This window comes from Nonlabens sp., from assembly GCF_965657255.1.
In the GTDB taxonomy this organism is placed as follows: domain Bacteria; phylum Bacteroidota; class Bacteroidia; order Flavobacteriales; family Flavobacteriaceae; genus Nonlabens.
The window spans coordinates 519,346-537,972 of the sequence record NZ_CBFHNM010000001.1 but is presented as its reverse complement, the minus strand read 5'-3'; the positions used below and the strand labels follow the sequence as shown (position 1 = coordinate 537,972).

The window sequence follows — 18,627 nt, the reverse complement described above, 5'->3', positions numbered from 1 at the left end:
CTCCCAAGGAGAAGCAGACCAATTAACTACTAGTGGTTATTTTGAAAGATTCAATGCCGAGTTAACCGCACCGAGATTTGCTGGATTTGGAACTTTTAATGATATTGAATTTTCAGAAAGTGATATAGACATTAAAAATAGCTTCAATGCTTTTGTAGAGATAGGGATAAAGGAGAATGTAGGTTCTGGCTGGATGTATTTTGGAGTGTTTGCAGAATATGGTCTTAACAACTTAATGGAGAACAATAATACCAGCATGATTGAATACAATCAAAACACACCATTAGACTTCATAAATAATAGCAGTTTAAATGCTTCTAATCAAATCTCAGGAAATGCATTATTTGATAAGGTAATGCTTAATATGGCAGGACTACGTATCAGATACGAGTTTGGGCTGTAACAAACATCTGTATTTACTCAATAAATCAAAAGCACCTTTAAATTTAATTTAAAGGTGCTTTTTTATGGGATAATTACGACGTCTTAATAGAAAGGTTATAAGCCAATTCACTCTGGTATTGCAGCAATCAGTTTCTTTGTATAATCACTTTGCGGATTTGAATACAAAGCATCGGCCTCATTTTTTTCTTCTATTTTTCCTTTGTTCATTACAATGACTTGGTCACAAAAGTATTTTACTACTGCTAGATCATGTGAAATGAATAGATAAGAGAAACCAAAGTCTGCTTTAAACTCATTTAATAGATTCAATACTTGTGCTTGTACAGAAATATCAAGTGCACTCACACTTTCATCACAAACAATCAATTTAGGTTCGAGAGCAACAGTTCTTGCAATTCCTATACGTTGACGTTGTCCACCACTAAATTCGTGCGGATATCTATTGTAATGCTCTGCTGTTAACCCTACTCTTTTAAGTAGATGAAGAACTCTTTCTTTTCTATCAGCGTTGTTTTTACCTATACCATGCCATTTCATTGGTTCGATAATAGCTTCTCCTACGGTAAGTCTTGGATTCAATGAAGCAAAAGGATCTTGAAAAATAATTTGAATCTCTTTTCTTAATTCACGCATGGCTTTACCTTTCAATCTAGTAATGTCTTGATCTTTATAAATAATCTTGCCTTTTGTGCTATCAATTAGGCGTAAAATAAGATTTCCTAAAGTGCTTTTACCACAACCACTTTCCCCTACCAGACCTAGACTTTCTCCTGCAAACAATTGAAAGCTTACACCATCTACCGCTCTAAAATATTCCTGTTTCCGAAACATTTTTTTCTTTAAAGGAAAATCTTTAATTAGATCAATAACTTGTAGCAATGGTTCTTTGCTATAAATCTCGTTATGTGATTTTGCTCGTTGCTTCGGATAAATCAGTTCACTGGAAACCGTATTTGTTACAAAATCATTTATGGTAGGTAAATTCTTGAGCCTATTTGTTGTGCTAGGTCTGGATGCAATGAGTGCTTTGGTATACTGTTCTTTTGGATGATCAAAAATCTCTTTAGAAAATCCCTGTTCCACAATTCTACCTTGATACATAACTATAATTCGATCAGCTATAGAATGGACCAAAGAAAGATCATGAGATATAAAAAGAATACTCATTCCATATTCTTTTTGTAGTTCTTTCAATAAAAGTATAATTTCTTTTTGTACTGTTACGTCCAGTGCGGTGGTTGGTTCGTCTGCAATAAGTAAGACTGGTTTGCATGCTATAGCCATTGCTATCATGACGCGTTGCATCTGGCCACCACTTATTTCATGTGGATATTTTGAAAAAGTCGTTTTAGGAGTAGGTAATTTTACCTTTTCAAAAAGATCAAGAACTTCTCTTTTAGCTTTAGAAGCACTTATTTTCTGATGTTGTACCATCACTTCTATCACTTGGTTTCCACAAGTGATGGTTGGATTAAGAGAGCTCATAGGTTCTTGAAAGATCATGCTTATCTCGCTTCCGCGAAAGCGAGACCATTCTCCATCTTCTAACTCTAGTAAATTTTTACCTTGTAAAGAAAGTTCTACAGCATGAATCTGGGCAGATTGATCTGGTAAAAGGCCCATGAGAGCTTTACTTGTGACAGACTTACCACTACCAGACTCACCAACTACTGCAACAATTTCATTTTTAAAAATATCTAAAGAGATATCGTGTAACACTTGAACGTTTTGCTTTCCATTTGAAAAACTGACGTTCAGTGCTTTTATCGAGGCTACTGTGTTATTTTGAGATGACTTGCTCATCGGTAAGAATAGGTTCTTTACGCAATTTGAGAACAATTTGGGCTACTGCGACAACGTCTTTTTCACAATAAGTAGCAATACGCCGTATGTCTTTTTCTTCATAGAAAACGTCTCTTACTTGAGATCCGTCGATATCATCTTTGGGCGAAGGAATATCTAAAATACGTGTCAATAATTTGAGACTGGTGTAGTGTTTATAATCGCCAAACTTCCACAATTCCAAAGTGTCTAAATGTGGAACTTCCCATGGTTTTTTACCAAATAAATTAAGTTTTGAAGGGATTTCTAAACCTAGAATAATCATTCTCCTAGCGATGTAAGGAAAGTCAAATTCTTTACCATTATGAGCACAAAGCAAATGATTTTTTCCTGAGAAGTGTTCATTAAGTAAAGAGCTAAACTCTCCTAATAGCTCTTTTTCATCACCTAAAAAACTGCGCGTCCTAAATTGCTGTCCATTCTCTCTATTAACAAAGTACCCAACCGAGATACATACTATTTTGCCAAATTCTGCCCAGATACCAGCTCGGTCATAGAACTGTGAAGGAGTAAATTCTTCCTTACGCTGGTATTTAGTTTTGTCAGCATATAACTGCTGATCTATATCGTCAAGCTGCTCAAAACTTTCCTGTTGTGGCACCGTTTCAATATCTAGAAACAATATATTTTCTATGGAAAGTTTTGAGATCATTATATCATGTCTAATTCGTTAGAACTGTCGTTTTCAGAGTTACCTGTTTTTAAAGGATCGCCTCCTTGATTTTTTTGATATTCATCGCAATCTGTCTCGATGGAAAGGTTTTCTGGTTTTTTAAATGGTTCTTTTGATACTTCTAGAGTCTCATCTGCATAGACACGTTTCATAAAACTACCCCAAATAGGTAAAGCCATAGTAGCACCTTGGCCGTATTTTGTAGATTTAAAATGTACAGACCGATCTTCACCACCTACCCAAACACCGGTTACTAGATTAGGTACCATTCCCATGAACCATCCGTCAGAATTGTTTTGAGTAGTTCCTGTTTTTCCGGCGATATCATTTTTGAAATCATAAGGATAATCAGTGATTACTTCTTTATAAAAATCAGTTCCAGCTGCCCATGTGCTATTGCCTCTTAATTTTGCACCACTTCCTATTCTGGTAACACCTTCCATAAGACTTACGGTTACATAGGCAGTTTCAGGATTCATTACATCCCTACTTTCAGGCACGTATTGAAAAAGAATGGTACCATTTTTATCCTCTATGCTGGTTACAAGAACTGGTGTGTTATAAATTCCACCATTTGCAAAAACTCCATAAGCACCTACCATTTCATAAAGACTAACATCTGCAGTTCCTAACGCTAGAGATGGAACTGCATCTATATTTTCTATATTGATGCCTAATTGTGCTGCTCGATCAATGACCGGTTGTGGTCCTACTTGATCCATTAACCTTGCTGAAATTGTATTCTTGGACTTTGCTAGGGCTTCTTGAAGTGTCATCAAGTTGCCATAATCACCGTTAGAATCTTTTGGGGTCCAGTCTTTAGTATTGCCATGTTTTCCTGCTGGTATAGTGTATTCACCGTCTGGATATTCTTTACAAGGACTGTAATGTAATAAATCGATAGCGGTAGAATATAGAAATGGCTTGAAAGTAGATCCTGCCTGTCTTCTTCCTGTCTCTACATGATCAAATTTAAAGTGTTTGTGATTGATACCACCTACCCATGCTTTTACATGACCGGTTTGCGGTTCTAAAGACATTAAACCTGTGTGAAGAAACCTTTTGTAGTAACGTATGGAATCCATAGGCGTCATTACAGTATCACGTTCTCTAAATTCTGCTTTCCAATCAAAAACAGTCATGTCTGTTTTTACGTTGAAACTTTTAACGATATCAGCTTCTTTGATTCCTTTAGCTTTCATTTGTCTCCACCTTTCAGATCTTTTCATAGCAGATCTTAAAGTACTTTCAATTTGCTCATCTGTAATATCAGTAAAAGGAGCTGTTTTATTACGTTTTTGTTGGTGGTCAAATTCGGCTTGAAGGCGTTCCATGTGCGCATAAACTGCTTCTTCAGCCATTTTTTGCATACGATGGTCAATGGTAACATTTATTTTCAAACCGTCGTTATATAAATTAAATGGTTCTCCTGTTTCTGGATTGATATGATCTTTTGCCCATGATTTTAATTCACTACGTAAATGTTCTCTGAAATAGGTCCCCATTCCTTCACTATGACTGGCAGAGTTGTAGTCCAGTTTTATAGGTATTTGCTTAAGACTGTCCTTAACTTCTTCAGTCATTTTATTATTGCGTACCATTTGTACAAAAACTTGATTACGTCTTTGAAGGGATTTCTCTTTGGATATCTCTCTATAAGGATTGAACTGTCTAGGATTTTTAAGCATAGCTACAAGAACGGCACTTTCTGAAACATTTAATTGTTTAGGTTCCTTACCAAAATAAATATTTGCAGCAGATCGTATTCCTATGGCTTGTTTTAGGAAATCAAACTCGTTTAAGTATTGGGTGATGATTTCTTCTTTTGTGTATTGTTTTTCAAGTCTAGAGGTGATGATCCACTCTCTAATTTTTTGAATTCCACGTACTAGTTTGTTTTTACTAGCTTCTTCTGTAAAATAAAGTTTTGCTAGTTGTTGTGTAATAGTACTGGCACCACCTTTAGATCCTAGATAAACAGCTGCTCTAGTAGTTCCATAGCCATCAATACCACTGTGATCCCAGAAACGTTCATCTTCTGTGGATACTAATGCGTCTACAAGATGTGTAGGTAAATCGTCAAATTTTACAGGTTTTCTATTCTCGTTATAGAAACTTCCTAAAGTTTTACCATCTGCAGTTACGATTTCTGTTGCTAGCTCTGTTTGTGGGTTTTCTAATGCGGTGTGATCAGGTAAATCACCGAATACTTCCCATGCGGCGAGTAAAAATAATAGTATTAAAAGTCCTATACTAAGAGCATATAATTTCCAGAATAATGAAATATTCTTTTTCTTTTCCTCGTTTTCTTTTCCTATTTGTGCTTTAGTTGCTGCCATTTTGCACTTGTTTTTCTATACTATATCCAACATTGAGAATGCCTTTTAATTGAGCATCGCCATTTACCTCTCCGGTTTTTCTCATAGCGTGTTTAAGTGCTAGTTGGTAAGTTCCGCTTTCGCGAAAGCGGATACCTTCTTTTAACCAAAGTTTATTTTCTAACACATCGCTAGAACCAGTTCCTAAAAATTTACCATCTGATGCTGTCATGCGGTACTGTAATGTGTCTGTAACGACTTTTCCTTGCGGAAATTTTATCTGTGATATCAACCAAAGGTTATTGTATTCATAATCGTGAGTATTGCGTAAGTTGATAAACAGATCATAAGCGATTGTGCTGTCTTGTGGTTCTATTTGAAAACTAACCATGTCTTTAATATCCCAGCCAGATGGTGGCACATCATAATAATCTGCACTAACTAGTTGATCATCGCAGGAGATCAGACTCATAATTGCTAGTAAACATAATAACTTCTTCACTAATCTTCCTTTTTAGGCGGCTTATTGCTATCGTTATTACGATTGCGATTTTTGTTACGATTGGGTCTAGGATTATTAGACTTTGCGTTTTTATCAGGGTTAGCTTTAGGATTAGGTGTTGTACTCTTTTTAACCGGTGCGCTTTCTGATTTATGTTTATTTGTATCTTTATTTCTTTTGTTAGGTCTCGGTTTGCGTTTAGGGCGTGTTTCTTTTGATGCCGGAGCTGTTCTTGTAGCTGTTTCTACAGAAGATGCAGTTTTGTTATTTCTGTTGCGATTGCTAGGCTTGCGCTTTTTACTGCGTTTACTGCGCGATTTAGGCTGGTCAAAACGCGTTAAACTATCTTGTCCTACTACGTTTTCAAAACTCACTTCTTCTTCAACTATCCACTCGTTTGCATATTCTTCAATGCTAGCAACGGTTTCCTTTGCTTTGTTTTTTGCTATAATTTCATGAACCTGATCAGTTGTTAATGTATGCCAGTTCATCCACTCACCATCATAGCAAAACCACATCAAACCTTTAAAAATATCTACTTTTTGACAGATAGCTGTTCCTTTAGTAAAGTAGAGTTTTTGATTTTGCTTAGGAAAATTACTCAGCGCATCCATGTAGGAATCGAGCTCATAATTTAAGCAACACTTTAGTTTACCGCATTGTCCAGCAAGTTTTTGCGGATTCAAAGATAAGTTTTGATAGCGGGCAGCTCCTGTAGTCACAGATCTAAAATCTGTCAACCAGGTACTACAACATAATTCACGTCCACAAGAACCTATACCACCTAAACGAGCTGCTTCCTGACGCAGTCCTATTTGACGCATTTCTATTCTTGTTTTGAACTCGCTAGCATATTCTCTAATCAACTCTCTGAAATCCACGCGTTCATCTGCAGTGTAATAAAAAGTGGCTTTTGATCCATCTCCTTGAAATTCTATATCAGAGATTTTCATTTTGAGTTGTAAGCGTATGGCAATCTCTCGTGCACGCACTTTCATCGGTTCTTCTCTTTCACGAGCTGCAACCCATTTCTGAACATCCTTTTCTGACGCAATTCTATAAACTACAGGCACGTCTTCATTTATTTTAACACGTTTGCGTTTCATCTGCACACGCACTAATTCGCCTGTGATAGTGACAATCCCTATGTCATGACCAGTCTCTGTTTGTGTCGCGACTACGTCACCTATCTTTAGTTGAAGGTTTTCTTTGTTATAGAAGAAATCTTTGCGACTGTTTTTAAAACGTACTTCTACGTAAGGAAATATTTTTTGACCATCTGGCAACTCCATGTTTGCTAACCAGTCAAAAACCGTTAATTTATTACATCCACTGGTACCACAGGTACCGTGATTTTTACATCCACCAGGTGCTCCACCACCAGTTCCACAACTATTACAGCTCATTCTTGTATTCTCTATATATTGAAATTGAAACGAATAAGTCGTTCAATTGAAGTCATTACTTGAATTGTAAATATAACAATTAAAAGTGTGGGATATTGTGAATTGATGCCTGTGATTTCTTACTAGAATGCAGTCGTAAAATACAAATTACAGGCATGAATTATTAGGTATAAAAAAATCCCAACCATTGCTGATTGGGATTTTGCTCCTCTTCTTGGGCTCGAACCAAGGACCCTCTGATTAACAGTCAGATGCTCTAACCAACTGAGCTAAAGAGGACTGTGATATACACAAACTAAAGCTAGTTGCTTAAGCGATGGCAAATTTACTATGTTTTTTATTTGTAGCAAACTTTTAAATGAAAAAAATCATCTTTTTTAAATAAATTATCCAAATATGGCTTTAAATAGATCATTACCATTAGCATACAACATTAACGATAGTAAAATAACAATCCCTATAATTTGTGCACGCTCTAAAAATTTGTCTCCTGGTTTGCGACCAGTAATAATTTCATAAAGCAAAAACATAACATGTCCACCATCTAATGCTGGAATAGGTAAGATGTTCATTATTGCTAGTATGAACGATATGAATGCCGTCGTTGCCCAGAAACCAGCCCAGTCAAATGTGTCAGGATAAAGTTTTGCAATCGTTCCAAAACCACCTAACTGACTAGCTCCTTTTTTAGTAAATACGTATTTGAACTGTACAATATAATCGTGCATGGTCCAGTAACCTTGAGAAATACCAGCCGTGATGCTTTCTGAAAAAGTATATTGTTTTCTTTCTACCTTGGCATAATTTTTATCTGTTGAATACTTATAAATGCCCAGCGTTTTCCGCTCTCCATTAAAATCTACAGTCTTTATAAATTCTGTACCATTGGAATCTTGATAAACTAATTCAAAAGGAATACTGTCTGTAACTTTATGATTGATTGCATAAGTGTAGTCCGTATTAAATTCTACAGGGTAATTTGCAACACTTATAATTTTATAATCCTTTTTTAGGCCTATTTCAGCAGCTATAGTGCCAGCCTGTACAGAATCTATTTTGAAAGGAAACCTTGCTTCTAAAGATGTAGAAACACCAGCTTCAAACAATCTATTACCTATATCTTCTGGTATCGTTATTTCAACAGGCTGGCCATTTCTTAGAACGGTTACTGTTTTAATATCTCTAAAAATTAATTTATGATTAAAAGATGGTGCATAAGCGATGGTGTCTTTGTCAAGAAGAAGGATTTGATCTCCTTGTTCAAATCCTATTTTTTCTAATGTTTCTGGAAAACCAAATCCATATTTGTAATCTGTTCCATTTGCTTCATTAGTTCCATCATAAGCGATAAGACCTATGTAAATGATAAAGCCTACTACCACATTTACTACAACGCCACCTAGCATAATGATTAATCTTTGCCACGCTGGTTTTGATCTAAATTCCCATTCTTTAGGTTCTTGGGCCATTTGCTCTTTATCCATACTCTCATCGATCATTCCCGAGATCTTTACATAACCACCTAACGGTAACCAGCCTATCCCATAAAGAGTTTCCCCTATTTGTTTTTTAAATAAAGAATACTTTATATCAAAAAACAGATAGAATTTTTCTACACGTGTTTTGAAAATTCTAGCGGGAATAAAATGACCTAGCTCGTGCAATACAATTAGCAGAGAAAGGCTCATTAAAAAGTTAATCGCTATAATTAAATATGGATGCATTGATTCGTTTTTTTGAGAGTCGCAAAAATAGGTCATTCACGACAGTTTGCATAATAGGTATAAAGAATTAGAAAGCAACTAGTTTTAAGTTTACAGACCAGTATTTGTTAGGTTGTGGAAAATATAAGGATCACATGTTTCAGCTACAGTATCAGGTAAATCTGTATTTTTATTTTAGTATTTATTGTTGATCATTTCTTTATTCTCTTATCATAAAATTTTAGATCAAACAAATTATAGTTTTCTAATTAAACAATAACTACTAGAAATTGAGATGGAATAGGAATAAAATCTCGCTTTCGCGAAAGCGAGAACAAAAACCATTAAAATAATCACGATAAAACTATTCATGGAAGCCATATTATTAGTAAGGAAAATCATAAAACGTTCACCAATAGAAGAATTAGGTCGTAATTTTGTAAAAAAGTATCACAAATGCTAGAATTCTTAGATAAAAATAAATGGCGCGCGCTTTTCATGGTTATTCTTTGTGGTGGTATTATGGCTTCTTTTCAGTATGCCTTGACACCAGAAAAGTCACTAAAAATATTACAACCAGACGAGTTTGATCCGACGCTGGTAGACGATTCTATGCTTTTTGTAAAAAAATACCATAAAGTTGCTCCTTTTGAGCTTGTAAATCAAAATGGGGACACAATAACGCAAGCAGACTACACTGGTAAAATATATGTGGCCGATTTCTTTTTTACGACTTGTCCTACCATATGCCCAGTAATGACTAAAAATATGATGCTGGTACAAGAAGAGTTTAAAAATGATCCAGAAGTGATGATTCTTTCTCACAGTGTAACTCCAGAAATTGACTCAGTAGAAATATTGAAAAAATATGCGGTTAAGAAAGGAGTTTTAGATCAAAAATGGAATCTTGTAACAGGCGATCGTAAACAGATTTATGATCTTGCTCGTAAATCTTACCTTGCCGCAAAAGAGAACAAATATGGCGGTGATTATGCGCTTATTCATACAGAGAATTTCTTGCTAGTAGACAAAGAAGGTAGATTGCGCAGCCGCTCTTATGACGGTACAAGTGTAGAAGATGTCAAGGAACTAATTAAGGACATTTACATTTTAAAGGATATTTATGGAGAAGAAAGTGAGTGATCCTTTCTAAGTGTCATTTTATCGTATTTTCCATTCTTTTCCATTTCTTTCTATTCATTAGTTTAGGGTATAATTACATTTGTCTTCATATTATAATCTTTACAAAATGAAAAAATTATTACTTTCTTCAGTATTACTTATTGCGGTAACTGCAGCTTTTGCACAAACGCAAACAGAAGAAGAATTAAAAGCTCTTAGAAAAGAGAAAAAAGATTCTATTGCTCAAATTCAGTCTAGAGTGAACGCGATTCAATCAAAAATTGATGCGCTACCAGGATGGAAAAAAGGAGCCTTTGGTACGGTCGGTGTTAATTTATCAGAATTTAGCAACTGGTATTCTCAAGGAAGTGCAGATGTATCTTCAGGTAATATAGGTCTTACAGCAAATGCTTTTGCAAACTTAAAACAGCCTAAATATTTTTGGAGAAACTCTTTAAACATCAACTTAGGATGGGTGAAATTTGATGATAAGAACGACCCAACCGACGACGATAGTTTCCAGGAAGCGACAGATGTTTTTAATATTTCTTCTCTTTACGGCTATAGGTTAAACGAGAAGTTGGCTATCTCTGCTTTAGGAGAATATCGTACTACTTTATTAAACAATTTCAATGATCCTGGATACCTGGATTTTGGAGTCGGTGGTACTTGGACACCTGATGATTATCTAGTTGTAGTGGTGCATCCATTAAACTACAATTTTGTATTTGCTGATGACGATACAGTTTTCAATTCATCTCTAGGAGCAAAAGTTGTTGCAGACTATACACGCAGTATAGGAAAGGTGAGTTTCAAGTCTAATCTATCGATGTTTTATAGCTATGATAGTAGCGACCTTTCTAACTATACATGGATCAACTCTTTTGGTTATACTTTATGGAAAAATATAGGTATTGGTTTTGAATTTGGTATTAGAGGAAACAAGCAAGAAGCTCTTAATTTTGCAAATAATAACCTAGCACCAATGGCAGATCCTTTTACCTTTGAGAATGTTGATAATCAATTACAATCGTATTATTTGATAGGATTGAACTACAAATTTTAAGACATATATTTTACAACTTCAATATAGAACCCAAATGTGTCAAAACAGGTATTTTGGTTATCATTTCTTAATGTTTTGAAGCTTTATATTGAAAAGTCACATTCTTTAAATACCTACTTCTTTTTTAGAAATACGTTCTTGTTCTTCAGGTGTAGTAACCTCGTTATTTTCAAGTCTGAAGTTTCCAAAGTTGTAAGTGAAGCCTATACTTATAGTTCTGGTTTCTGGTAAGGCTAGATAATTATTATCTTGATTTAAATAACGAGTAGTTAATTGTTGATTTTGAGTGCTGAAAATATCAGTCAAAGCAAGCGTTAATTGGGCTCTTCTTTTCCAAAGGCTTTTATTAAAACTTACGTTAGTTATAAAAGAACCACCCCATTCACAAGTTCCCAATAATAGGCTGGAAATATAGGTGACATCTACATCCATTGATAGCGCTCTATTGTTAGATATATTTAATCGATTAAAAGAGTTTACAAAGAAACCAGTAGTAGAGGTTACCACATCTATATTGCCAGATGGTGCTGCATTAGTCTCATTTTCCATGTAGAATAAACTAGTTGTGAGTGCGGTGTACCAACTTTGATTGATATATTGATAGGTAGAAGCGTCTATACTGTATTGCAATTCATAGTTTAAATTGATGCTTTGAGTATTGAGCGTGTTATTAGAATTATCTTGAAAAGGTACATCGCTCAATACATCTTTAGTGTACAAAAAGTAAGCATCTACAAACCACTTGTTTTTATGATTCCACCTTACAGTAAATTTATTGTTAAACGCTAGTTGCAAATTAGGGTTACCTGTATTGAAGGTGAAATCATTTAAAAATGTGCTAAAAGGATGTAAATCTACATAACTAGGTCTATCGATACTCCTTTTGTAATTTAAAGTATAGGCATTATTTTCATTTGCTTGATTAGTCACTGCCAGATTAGGAAATAATTCTAGATATTCTTGTGTATTTACTTTTCCTAAAGATTCAGAAACTCCATCTACATCGATTTGTTCTACACGTACACCTGCAGCAAGTGACCATTTTTTCAACTGCGATCCAGTTGTGCATCACCTGCAAAAATAGTCTCATCGTATAAGAAAAGGTCTGATCGTCCTGGATCAAGTGTAGTGCTAGAAGTGGTATCAAAAAAGTCCTGCGCACTAGTGGAGGAAACATTAGAGAATTTAAAACCACTACTCAAAGAATAATTGCCTATTGAGCCGTTATAATCTAATTTTGCCGTATAAATATCTATTTCTTGATCTGCATTTGTACGAAAACGGTTGATTCCCGTGATTCCTTGATTAGAATCAAAGAATGTAGAGGTTAAATTTTGAATTTGATCACTATCTGTAAAAATATAGTTTCCTTCTAGAGAAAGTGAGGCACCATTTTCGTTAAGAATATGTAGCCATTGTGCATTTGCAAAACCATTAGTTCGATTTTTTTGAAATACAGAATTGGCGTCAAACCCAGAAAAGTTAGTTGTTGCCTCAGGAAGTATTAGAGTTTCATTTTCATAGGTCACGTCGTTATTTTCATTCCTATTAAAATTACCAGAAAAACTTAAAGAGTTTTTCTTATCTACTGTTATGTCTATAATGGTATTGAAATTATGAGCAACGCTACGGTCTATTTTATCTAAGGTAGAAAACCACCTTTCAGATCGAGTTCCATCAGGATTGAAGAAGCCTATTTCAGAGTCATCTTTTTTAAAGTCCTTTCTTGGGTTGTAATTATAATTAGCATAAACATTTAACCAGTTGTTCTTATAGAAGTGTGAAGTCCCTACCTGATATTTAGTAAAGGTACCTTGCGTCCATTGTCCATTTAAATTCCCTTTATAGTCCAGGGAAATTCCTTTGGATGTTGTTGATACTGATTACCGCAACACCTTCTGCATCATAACTTGCAGGTGGATTTGTAATAACTTCTACACTCTTAATGTTATCGGCACTGTAACCTTGCAGTAACTGGTTCAATTCATCACTAGCTAGATAAACACGCTTGTTATTGATATAAATCACCGCTGGAGAATTTTGTACCATATAGGTTCCTTCCGTCTAAAAAATACCTGGTGTTTTTTTAATAGATTTTGCGTGTTTCCTGTACTTAAAACCGTGTTTTCTACATTAAAAACTAATCGACCAGCTTTTTTATCTCTAGTTGGTCTATTTGCCGTTACTAAAACAGCATCCAGCTCTTCCGTGTTTTCTGAGAGAATAATAGTACCCAGATCTGTAGTTAGATTTAAGGTTAGCTTTCGCGAAAGCGGAACATATCCAACAGAAGAAACCTGTAACGTATAATCTCCATTTGAACAGTTTGCTATTTTAAATTTTCCATTCTCATCAGAATAAGAAGCTTTATAAAAAACACCGTCGGGCATTTTAAACAAGACGATGTTGCTGTAAGGCAAAAGCTCCTTTTGATTATTAAAGATGGTTCCTGTAAGATCATTTTGTGCAGTCGTACTAAGAACTAGGCGAAAAATAAAAAATGGTAGATGTTTCAATTTGGAATGGTTAGACTAGTTAAAATACCTAACCTTGAGAAAAGTTGCAGCCATGTTTTAGATTATATTTGCACACTATTGTAAAGGACTATGAAGAATATACGTAATTTTTGTATCATCGCACATATCGATCACGGTAAGAGTACTCTGGCAGACAGGCTGTTAGACGCTACTCATACAGTTACAAAGCGCGAGTCTCAAGCGCAGTTATTAGATAGTATGGATCTAGAGCGTGAAAGAGGAATTACAATTAAATCACATGCAATACAGATGGATTATACTGCTCCAGATGGAGAGCAATATATTCTTAACCTGATTGATACTCCTGGACATGTAGATTTTTCTTACGAGGTTTCTAGATCTATCGCGGCTTGTGAAGGCGCTTTATTGATAGTAGATGCGGCACAAAGTATACAGGCTCAAACCATTTCTAATTTATATCTAGCTCTGGAAAATGATCTAGAAATTATTCCTGTATTAAACAAGGTAGATTTACCTAGTGCAAATCCAGAAGAAGTAACAGATGATATCGTAGATCTTTTAGGTTGTGATCCTAGTGATGTAATTCCTGCAAGTGCAAAAACAGGTCTAGGTATTCAGGATATTCTTGATGCGATAATAGAGCGTGTTCCACCACCTAAAGGAAATCCAGATGAGCCGCTACAAGCGCTAGTTTTTGATTCACAATACAATCAGTTCCGTGGTGTAGAGACTATTTTTAGAGTAATCAATGGTTCTATTAAAAAAGGACAGCAAATCAAATTTGTGGCAACAGGCGAAAGCTATTATGCGGACGAAGTAGGAACTTTGAAACTAAATCAAGTTCCTAAAAAGGAAATAAAAGCTGGTGATGTAGGATATCTTATCACTGGTATCAAAGAAGCCAAGGAAGTAAAAGTAGGTGACACAATAACGGATCATGCAAATCCAACGACCAATCCAATCGGTGGTTTTGAGGATGTTAAACCTATGGTGTTTGCAGGGATTTATCCAGTAGATACAGAAGATTATGAGGACCTGCGTTCAAGTATGGAAAAACTACAATTGAACGATGCTTCTCTAGTATTTCAAGCAGAAAGTAGTGCGGCGCTAGGTTTTGGTTTCCGTTGTGGATTCTTAGGGATGTTACACCTTGAGATTATTCAAGAGCGACTAGAACGTGAATTTAATATGACTGTGATTACTACAGTTCCTAACGTTTCTTATCATGCATACACGCACAAGAATCCAGACGAGATTCTTATTGTAAATAATCCAACCGATCTTCCAGAACCTTCTTCTTTAAACAGAGTAGAAGAACCTTTTATTAAAGCGACTATCATTACAAAATCTGATTTTGTAGGTAATGTGATGTCACTTTGTATAGAAAAAAGAGGTGTGGTAACAAATCAAACTTATCTTACTACAGAGCGTGTAGAAATGACCTTTGATATGCCTTTGGCAGAAATTGTTTTTGATTTTTATGATAGGTTAAAGACTGTTTCAAAAGGATATGCGTCTTTTGATTACATGCCTATAGGTATGCGTGAGTCAAAATTAGTACGTGTAGATATTTTATTGAATGCTCAAACAGTAGACGCATTAAGCGCTTTAATTCACTTTGATAATGCTTACACTATAGGTAAAAAGATGGTAGAAAAACTACGTGAATTAATACCTAGACAACAGTTTGATATTCCAGTACAAGCAGCAATAGGGGCAAAAATTATTGCTCGTGAAACGATCAAAGCTTTACGTAAAGATGTAACGGCAAAATGTTATGGTGGTGATATCTCACGTAAACGTAAATTGCTAGAAAAGCAAAAGAAAGGTAAGAAGCGCATGCGACAGGTAGGAAATGTAGAAATACCACAACAGGCGTTTATGGCAGTTCTTAAATTGAATGATTAATTAGATATTAGTTTCGCTTTCGCGAAAGTATATAAAACAAAAGCCTCATCAATCGATGAGGCTTTTGTTATTTAGGAAATTTTCATTTCGTTTGTTATAAATGATCATGTCATTCTACTGTTAGTCACAAAAGAGTGTTTCTTATAAGACTTCCTCTTCTACAGTAACTTCACCAGTTTCTTGCTCTATAATCTCTTTACCTAGGTAAGCTAGAATACTTCCTTTTTCAATTTCCATTTTAAGAGACATAGAAGGGACAATATCTATTTTATTATCCTTTTTTATAAATAAAGGAATGATGTCGTCATCTGTTTTGGTGATTTCTATAAGCCCTTCAAAATGATCTTGCGATTTGATTTCGATTTCGTGAATTTTACCGTGGTAACGAGCGACTTCCATCATGTTTACATAATCGTCTGTAGCAGAGAATAAACCTGATAATGGGTTTTTATTTGGATTATGAATTTCGTTAGAGTGTACCAATCTGAAAGCGCCATTTTCTCCAAAACGATCTCCAAAACTTTCAATAGCATACTCATTTATTTGTGAGTTTCCAGTTAAAGCCATTAAATAACCTATGTTATTAAATTCGATATTATCAGAAAATGCGTCAGAGTAAATGTCTGCAGTAAAAGCTTCCAGTCCTTGCTCTTTTGCGGTACGCACATTATTAGTGTTAGAGTCTATCAACACGACGCTGCGACCATTTTTATTAAGATAGTCAGCAATGAGTCTAGAGAACTTAGACGCTCCTATGATCATAATACCGTTTGATTTTTTAAGGAAAACACCCACTATTTTTGCAAACATTCTAGCAGTAGTTGCATTAAGCAAAACAGTTCCTAAAACAATCATGAAAACTAATGGTGTGATATATTCTGCACCTTCAATTCCTTGTGATACTAATTTAGAACCAAATAATGAGGCGATACCAGCAGCAACAATACCACGTGGTCCCACCCAAGAGATAAATAACTTTTCATTAAGCTTTAAACCACTATTTGTAGAACTAGCAAAAACACCTAATGGCCTTATAATAAAAGCGATTATAGCAAACAATGCAGCTGTTTCCCATCGGTAAATCAAATACAGATCTTCCATATTAATGTTTGCTGCTAGAAGTATAAATAGAATAGATATTAATAATACACTAAGAGATTCTTTGAAATAAAGTAATTCTTTAAGGTTGGGTAGATTTATGTTTCCTAATACCATACCCATTACTACCACTGCTAAAAGACCGGATTCATGAGCAAAGGCATCACTTAATACAAAAACGCCTAAAACTGCTGCTAGAGTAAAAACGTTCAATAAATAGTGTGGTATTAATTTTTTCTTGATAGAAAAGGCAAGAGCATGAGCAAAAGAAAATCCAAATGTAAAACCGAATAAAACAATTTTCCCAAATTCTTCTAACGCCACAATAGTAAATTCTCCACCAGCACCAGCACTGATAAATTCAAAAACCAAAACGGCAAATAAAGCACCTATAGGATCGATAAGAATCCCTTCCCATTTTAATATAGAACTGACATCTTTTTTAAGAGGAATATTTCTTAAAATAGGCGTGATTACAGTAGGTCCAGTTACAATGATTAAAGCAGAAAATAATAACGCTATCTTCCAGCTTAATCCAAAGATATAGTGTGCTGCAACGCCACCACCTATAAATGTAATCAACACAGCTACAGATATTAACTTCCCTATTACAGGACCAGTATTGAGTATTTCTTCTCTCTTTAAAGTAAGTCCTCCTTCAAAAAGAATGATACTAATCGCTAGTGATACAAAGTAAAATAAGCTGTCTCCTGGGAAAAGGCCTATCGTCCCATTCCATATAGGCTCGATAATTTTAGAAGCATCTTCTGTGTATAACGTAGAAAAAGGTCCAACTAGTAGTCCTATGATGATTAATGGTAAAATAGCTGGTATCTTAAATCGCCACGCCATCCACTGGGCTAGTATTCCTAATATGATAATTCCTGCTAGTTCTAGCATAAGTTTTAATTTTTAGGAAAATTACGACCTTTTTTACAGGTTCTATAATGGTTCCATTTTCATTAAAGCGAAATAAGCATTAAATAGCCTTATATCTAATATTTTTAACAAACATTAAGATTTAAGTCAGCATTATTTTAAAATACAGTAATTAAAACCACTATTTCTATCACTTTCCTAATTTTTAGTAAGTGAAAAGTAACGAGAAGAAGTATGCTAGTAGATTATTCAAAAGTTTTAAAAAACCTTTTTAATTCCTAAAGGCTTTGTCTTTAATAAAGGCAATTTCGTATTTTGCATGACCTATGAAAATACACGCTATAGAATCGGGAAATTTTAAGTTAGACGGTGGCGCTATGTTCGGTGTAGTACCTAAAAGTTTATGGACACGAACTAATCCAGCAGACGCAAACAATATGATTGATATGGCAGCGCGCTGTTTGCTTGTTGAAAATGGAGATCGCTTGACTTTGATTGATACTGGAATGGGTAATAAGCAATCAGAAAAGTTTTTTGGGTACTATTATATGGATCATCGTTTTGATCTAGATAGTTCTTTAAAGAAAAAAGGCTTCTCTAGAGATGATATTACCGACGTTTTTTTGACTCATTTACACTTTGACCATTGTGGTGGCGTCATTAATAAAAGTAGTAAAGGAGATTTTTTTGAGCCCGCTTTCGCGAAAGCGAGAGTACACACCAACTCTAGTCACTGGAAATGGGCTACAGAGCCTAATGATCGTGAGAAAGCTAGTTTTCTTTCAGAGAACATAAGGCCTATTGAAGAAAATGGACAGTTGAACTTTATTTCTCAAAACAGCATTTATGAGAAACAAAATGAAATGGACTTTGATGTTTTATTTGTAGATGGGCATACAGAAAAAATGATGATTCCTCATTTACATTTAGATGGTAAGACTTTTGTCTTTATGGCAGACTTGCTTCCTACAGTTGGACATATTCCCTTACCATATGTTATGGGTTATGACACACGACCTCTACTTACTCTAGGAGAAAAGGAGGCTTTCTTGAATGAAGCAGCGACAAAAGGTTATTACCTTATTTTAGAGCACGATCCTAATAATGAGATTATAACCGTAAAACATACAGATAAAGGAGTTCGATTAGATCAAGCTTATTCTTTCAATGATTTATTTAAATACTAATTCAAACAATAATTAATAAC

Annotated in this window: 15 protein-coding genes, 1 tRNA gene and 1 pseudogene; 5 read left to right on the top strand and 12 right to left on the bottom strand. The window is 34.9% G+C overall.

What is annotated here, in order from left to right:
- Window positions 1–403: pseudogene (locus tag ACTF54_RS02425) on the top strand (hypothetical protein); the annotation flags it as partial.
- 107 nt (window positions 404–510) lie between these two features.
- Here the strand turns inward: ACTF54_RS02425 and ACTF54_RS02420 are convergent.
- The 7 genes from ACTF54_RS02420 to rseP form a co-directional block, all read right to left on the bottom strand.
- Entirely contained in the window at window positions 511–2,208 is a 1,698-nt protein-coding gene (locus ACTF54_RS02420; protein WP_438968655.1) for an ABC transporter ATP-binding protein, read from the bottom strand.
- Entirely contained in the window at window positions 2,186–2,899 is a 714-nt protein-coding gene (locus tag ACTF54_RS02415; protein WP_347195597.1) for a 3'-5' exonuclease, read from the bottom strand. Before ACTF54_RS02415 ends, ACTF54_RS02420 begins: the two co-directional genes overlap by 23 nt.
- On the bottom strand, window positions 2,899–5,259 hold the full coding sequence (locus ACTF54_RS02410; RefSeq protein ID WP_438968654.1) for a transglycosylase domain-containing protein: 2,361 nt from the start codon (window positions 5,257–5,259) through the stop codon (window positions 2,899–2,901). The genes ACTF54_RS02415 and ACTF54_RS02410 overlap by 1 nt, the downstream gene beginning before the upstream one ends.
- Complete coding sequence (locus tag ACTF54_RS02405) at window positions 5,246–5,740, bottom strand: gliding motility lipoprotein GldH (protein WP_347195599.1); 495 nt, start codon at window positions 5,738–5,740, stop codon at window positions 5,246–5,248. Before ACTF54_RS02405 ends, ACTF54_RS02410 begins: the two co-directional genes overlap by 14 nt.
- Entirely contained in the window at window positions 5,740–7,146 is a 1,407-nt protein-coding gene (locus tag ACTF54_RS02400) for a PSP1 domain-containing protein (protein WP_347195600.1), read from the bottom strand. The genes ACTF54_RS02405 and ACTF54_RS02400 overlap by 1 nt, the downstream gene beginning before the upstream one ends.
- A gap of 205 nt (window positions 7,147–7,351) precedes the next feature.
- Window positions 7,352–7,425, bottom strand: a tRNA-Asn gene (locus tag ACTF54_RS02395).
- A gap of 107 nt (window positions 7,426–7,532) precedes the next feature.
- Complete coding sequence (gene rseP / locus ACTF54_RS02390; protein WP_347195601.1) at window positions 7,533–8,870, bottom strand: RIP metalloprotease RseP; 1,338 nt, start codon at window positions 8,868–8,870, stop codon at window positions 7,533–7,535.
- 435 nt (window positions 8,871–9,305) lie between these two features.
- Between rseP and ACTF54_RS02385 the strand changes: the two genes are divergently transcribed.
- Window positions 9,306–9,992, top strand: coding sequence for an SCO family protein (locus ACTF54_RS02385; RefSeq protein WP_347195602.1), 687 nt, complete (start codon window positions 9,306–9,308; stop codon window positions 9,990–9,992).
- Window positions 9,993–10,098: 106 nt separating this feature from the next.
- The gene (locus ACTF54_RS02380; RefSeq protein WP_347195603.1) at window positions 10,099–11,037 is read left to right on the top strand and encodes a DUF3078 domain-containing protein; all 939 of its coding nucleotides are present in this window, start codon (window positions 10,099–10,101) and stop codon (window positions 11,035–11,037) included.
- A 105-nt stretch (window positions 11,038–11,142) separates the two neighbouring features.
- Here ACTF54_RS02380 and ACTF54_RS02375 read toward each other — a convergent pair whose 3' ends face one another.
- From ACTF54_RS02375 to ACTF54_RS02360, 4 genes are all read right to left on the bottom strand, one after another.
- A complete protein-coding gene (locus ACTF54_RS02375; protein WP_438968653.1) occupies window positions 11,143–12,087 on the bottom strand; it encodes an outer membrane beta-barrel family protein in 945 nt (314 codons plus the stop codon).
- Window positions 12,084–12,566: an outer membrane beta-barrel protein gene (locus ACTF54_RS02370; RefSeq protein WP_438968652.1), complete on the bottom strand. Its 483-nt coding sequence runs from the start codon at window positions 12,564–12,566 to the stop codon at window positions 12,084–12,086. The genes ACTF54_RS02375 and ACTF54_RS02370 overlap by 4 nt, the downstream gene beginning before the upstream one ends.
- A 313-nt stretch (window positions 12,567–12,879) precedes the next feature.
- Window positions 12,880–13,086: a hypothetical protein gene (locus ACTF54_RS02365; protein ID WP_438968651.1), complete on the bottom strand. Its 207-nt coding sequence runs from the start codon at window positions 13,084–13,086 to the stop codon at window positions 12,880–12,882.
- Entirely contained in the window at window positions 13,062–13,553 is a 492-nt protein-coding gene (locus ACTF54_RS02360) for a carboxypeptidase-like regulatory domain-containing protein (protein ID WP_438968650.1), read from the bottom strand. The genes ACTF54_RS02365 and ACTF54_RS02360 overlap by 25 nt, the downstream gene beginning before the upstream one ends.
- A gap of 90 nt (window positions 13,554–13,643) precedes the next feature.
- Here ACTF54_RS02360 and lepA point away from each other — a divergent pair, with 90 nt between their 5' ends.
- Window positions 13,644–15,443, top strand: coding sequence for a translation elongation factor 4 (gene lepA / locus ACTF54_RS02355; RefSeq protein ID WP_347195607.1), 1,800 nt, complete (start codon window positions 13,644–13,646; stop codon window positions 15,441–15,443).
- A gap of 141 nt (window positions 15,444–15,584) precedes the next feature.
- Here the strand turns inward: lepA and ACTF54_RS02350 are convergent, their stop codons facing one another.
- Window positions 15,585–17,441, bottom strand: a complete 1,857-nt coding sequence (locus ACTF54_RS02350) for a cation:proton antiporter (RefSeq protein ID WP_438968649.1) — start codon at window positions 17,439–17,441, stop codon at window positions 15,585–15,587.
- A gap of 305 nt (window positions 17,442–17,746) precedes the next feature.
- Here ACTF54_RS02350 and ACTF54_RS02345 point away from each other — a divergent pair, with 305 nt between their 5' ends.
- Window positions 17,747–18,607: an MBL fold metallo-hydrolase gene (locus ACTF54_RS02345; protein ID WP_438968648.1), complete on the top strand. Its 861-nt coding sequence runs from the start codon at window positions 17,747–17,749 to the stop codon at window positions 18,605–18,607.
- Window positions 18,608–18,627: the final 20 nt, after the last annotated feature.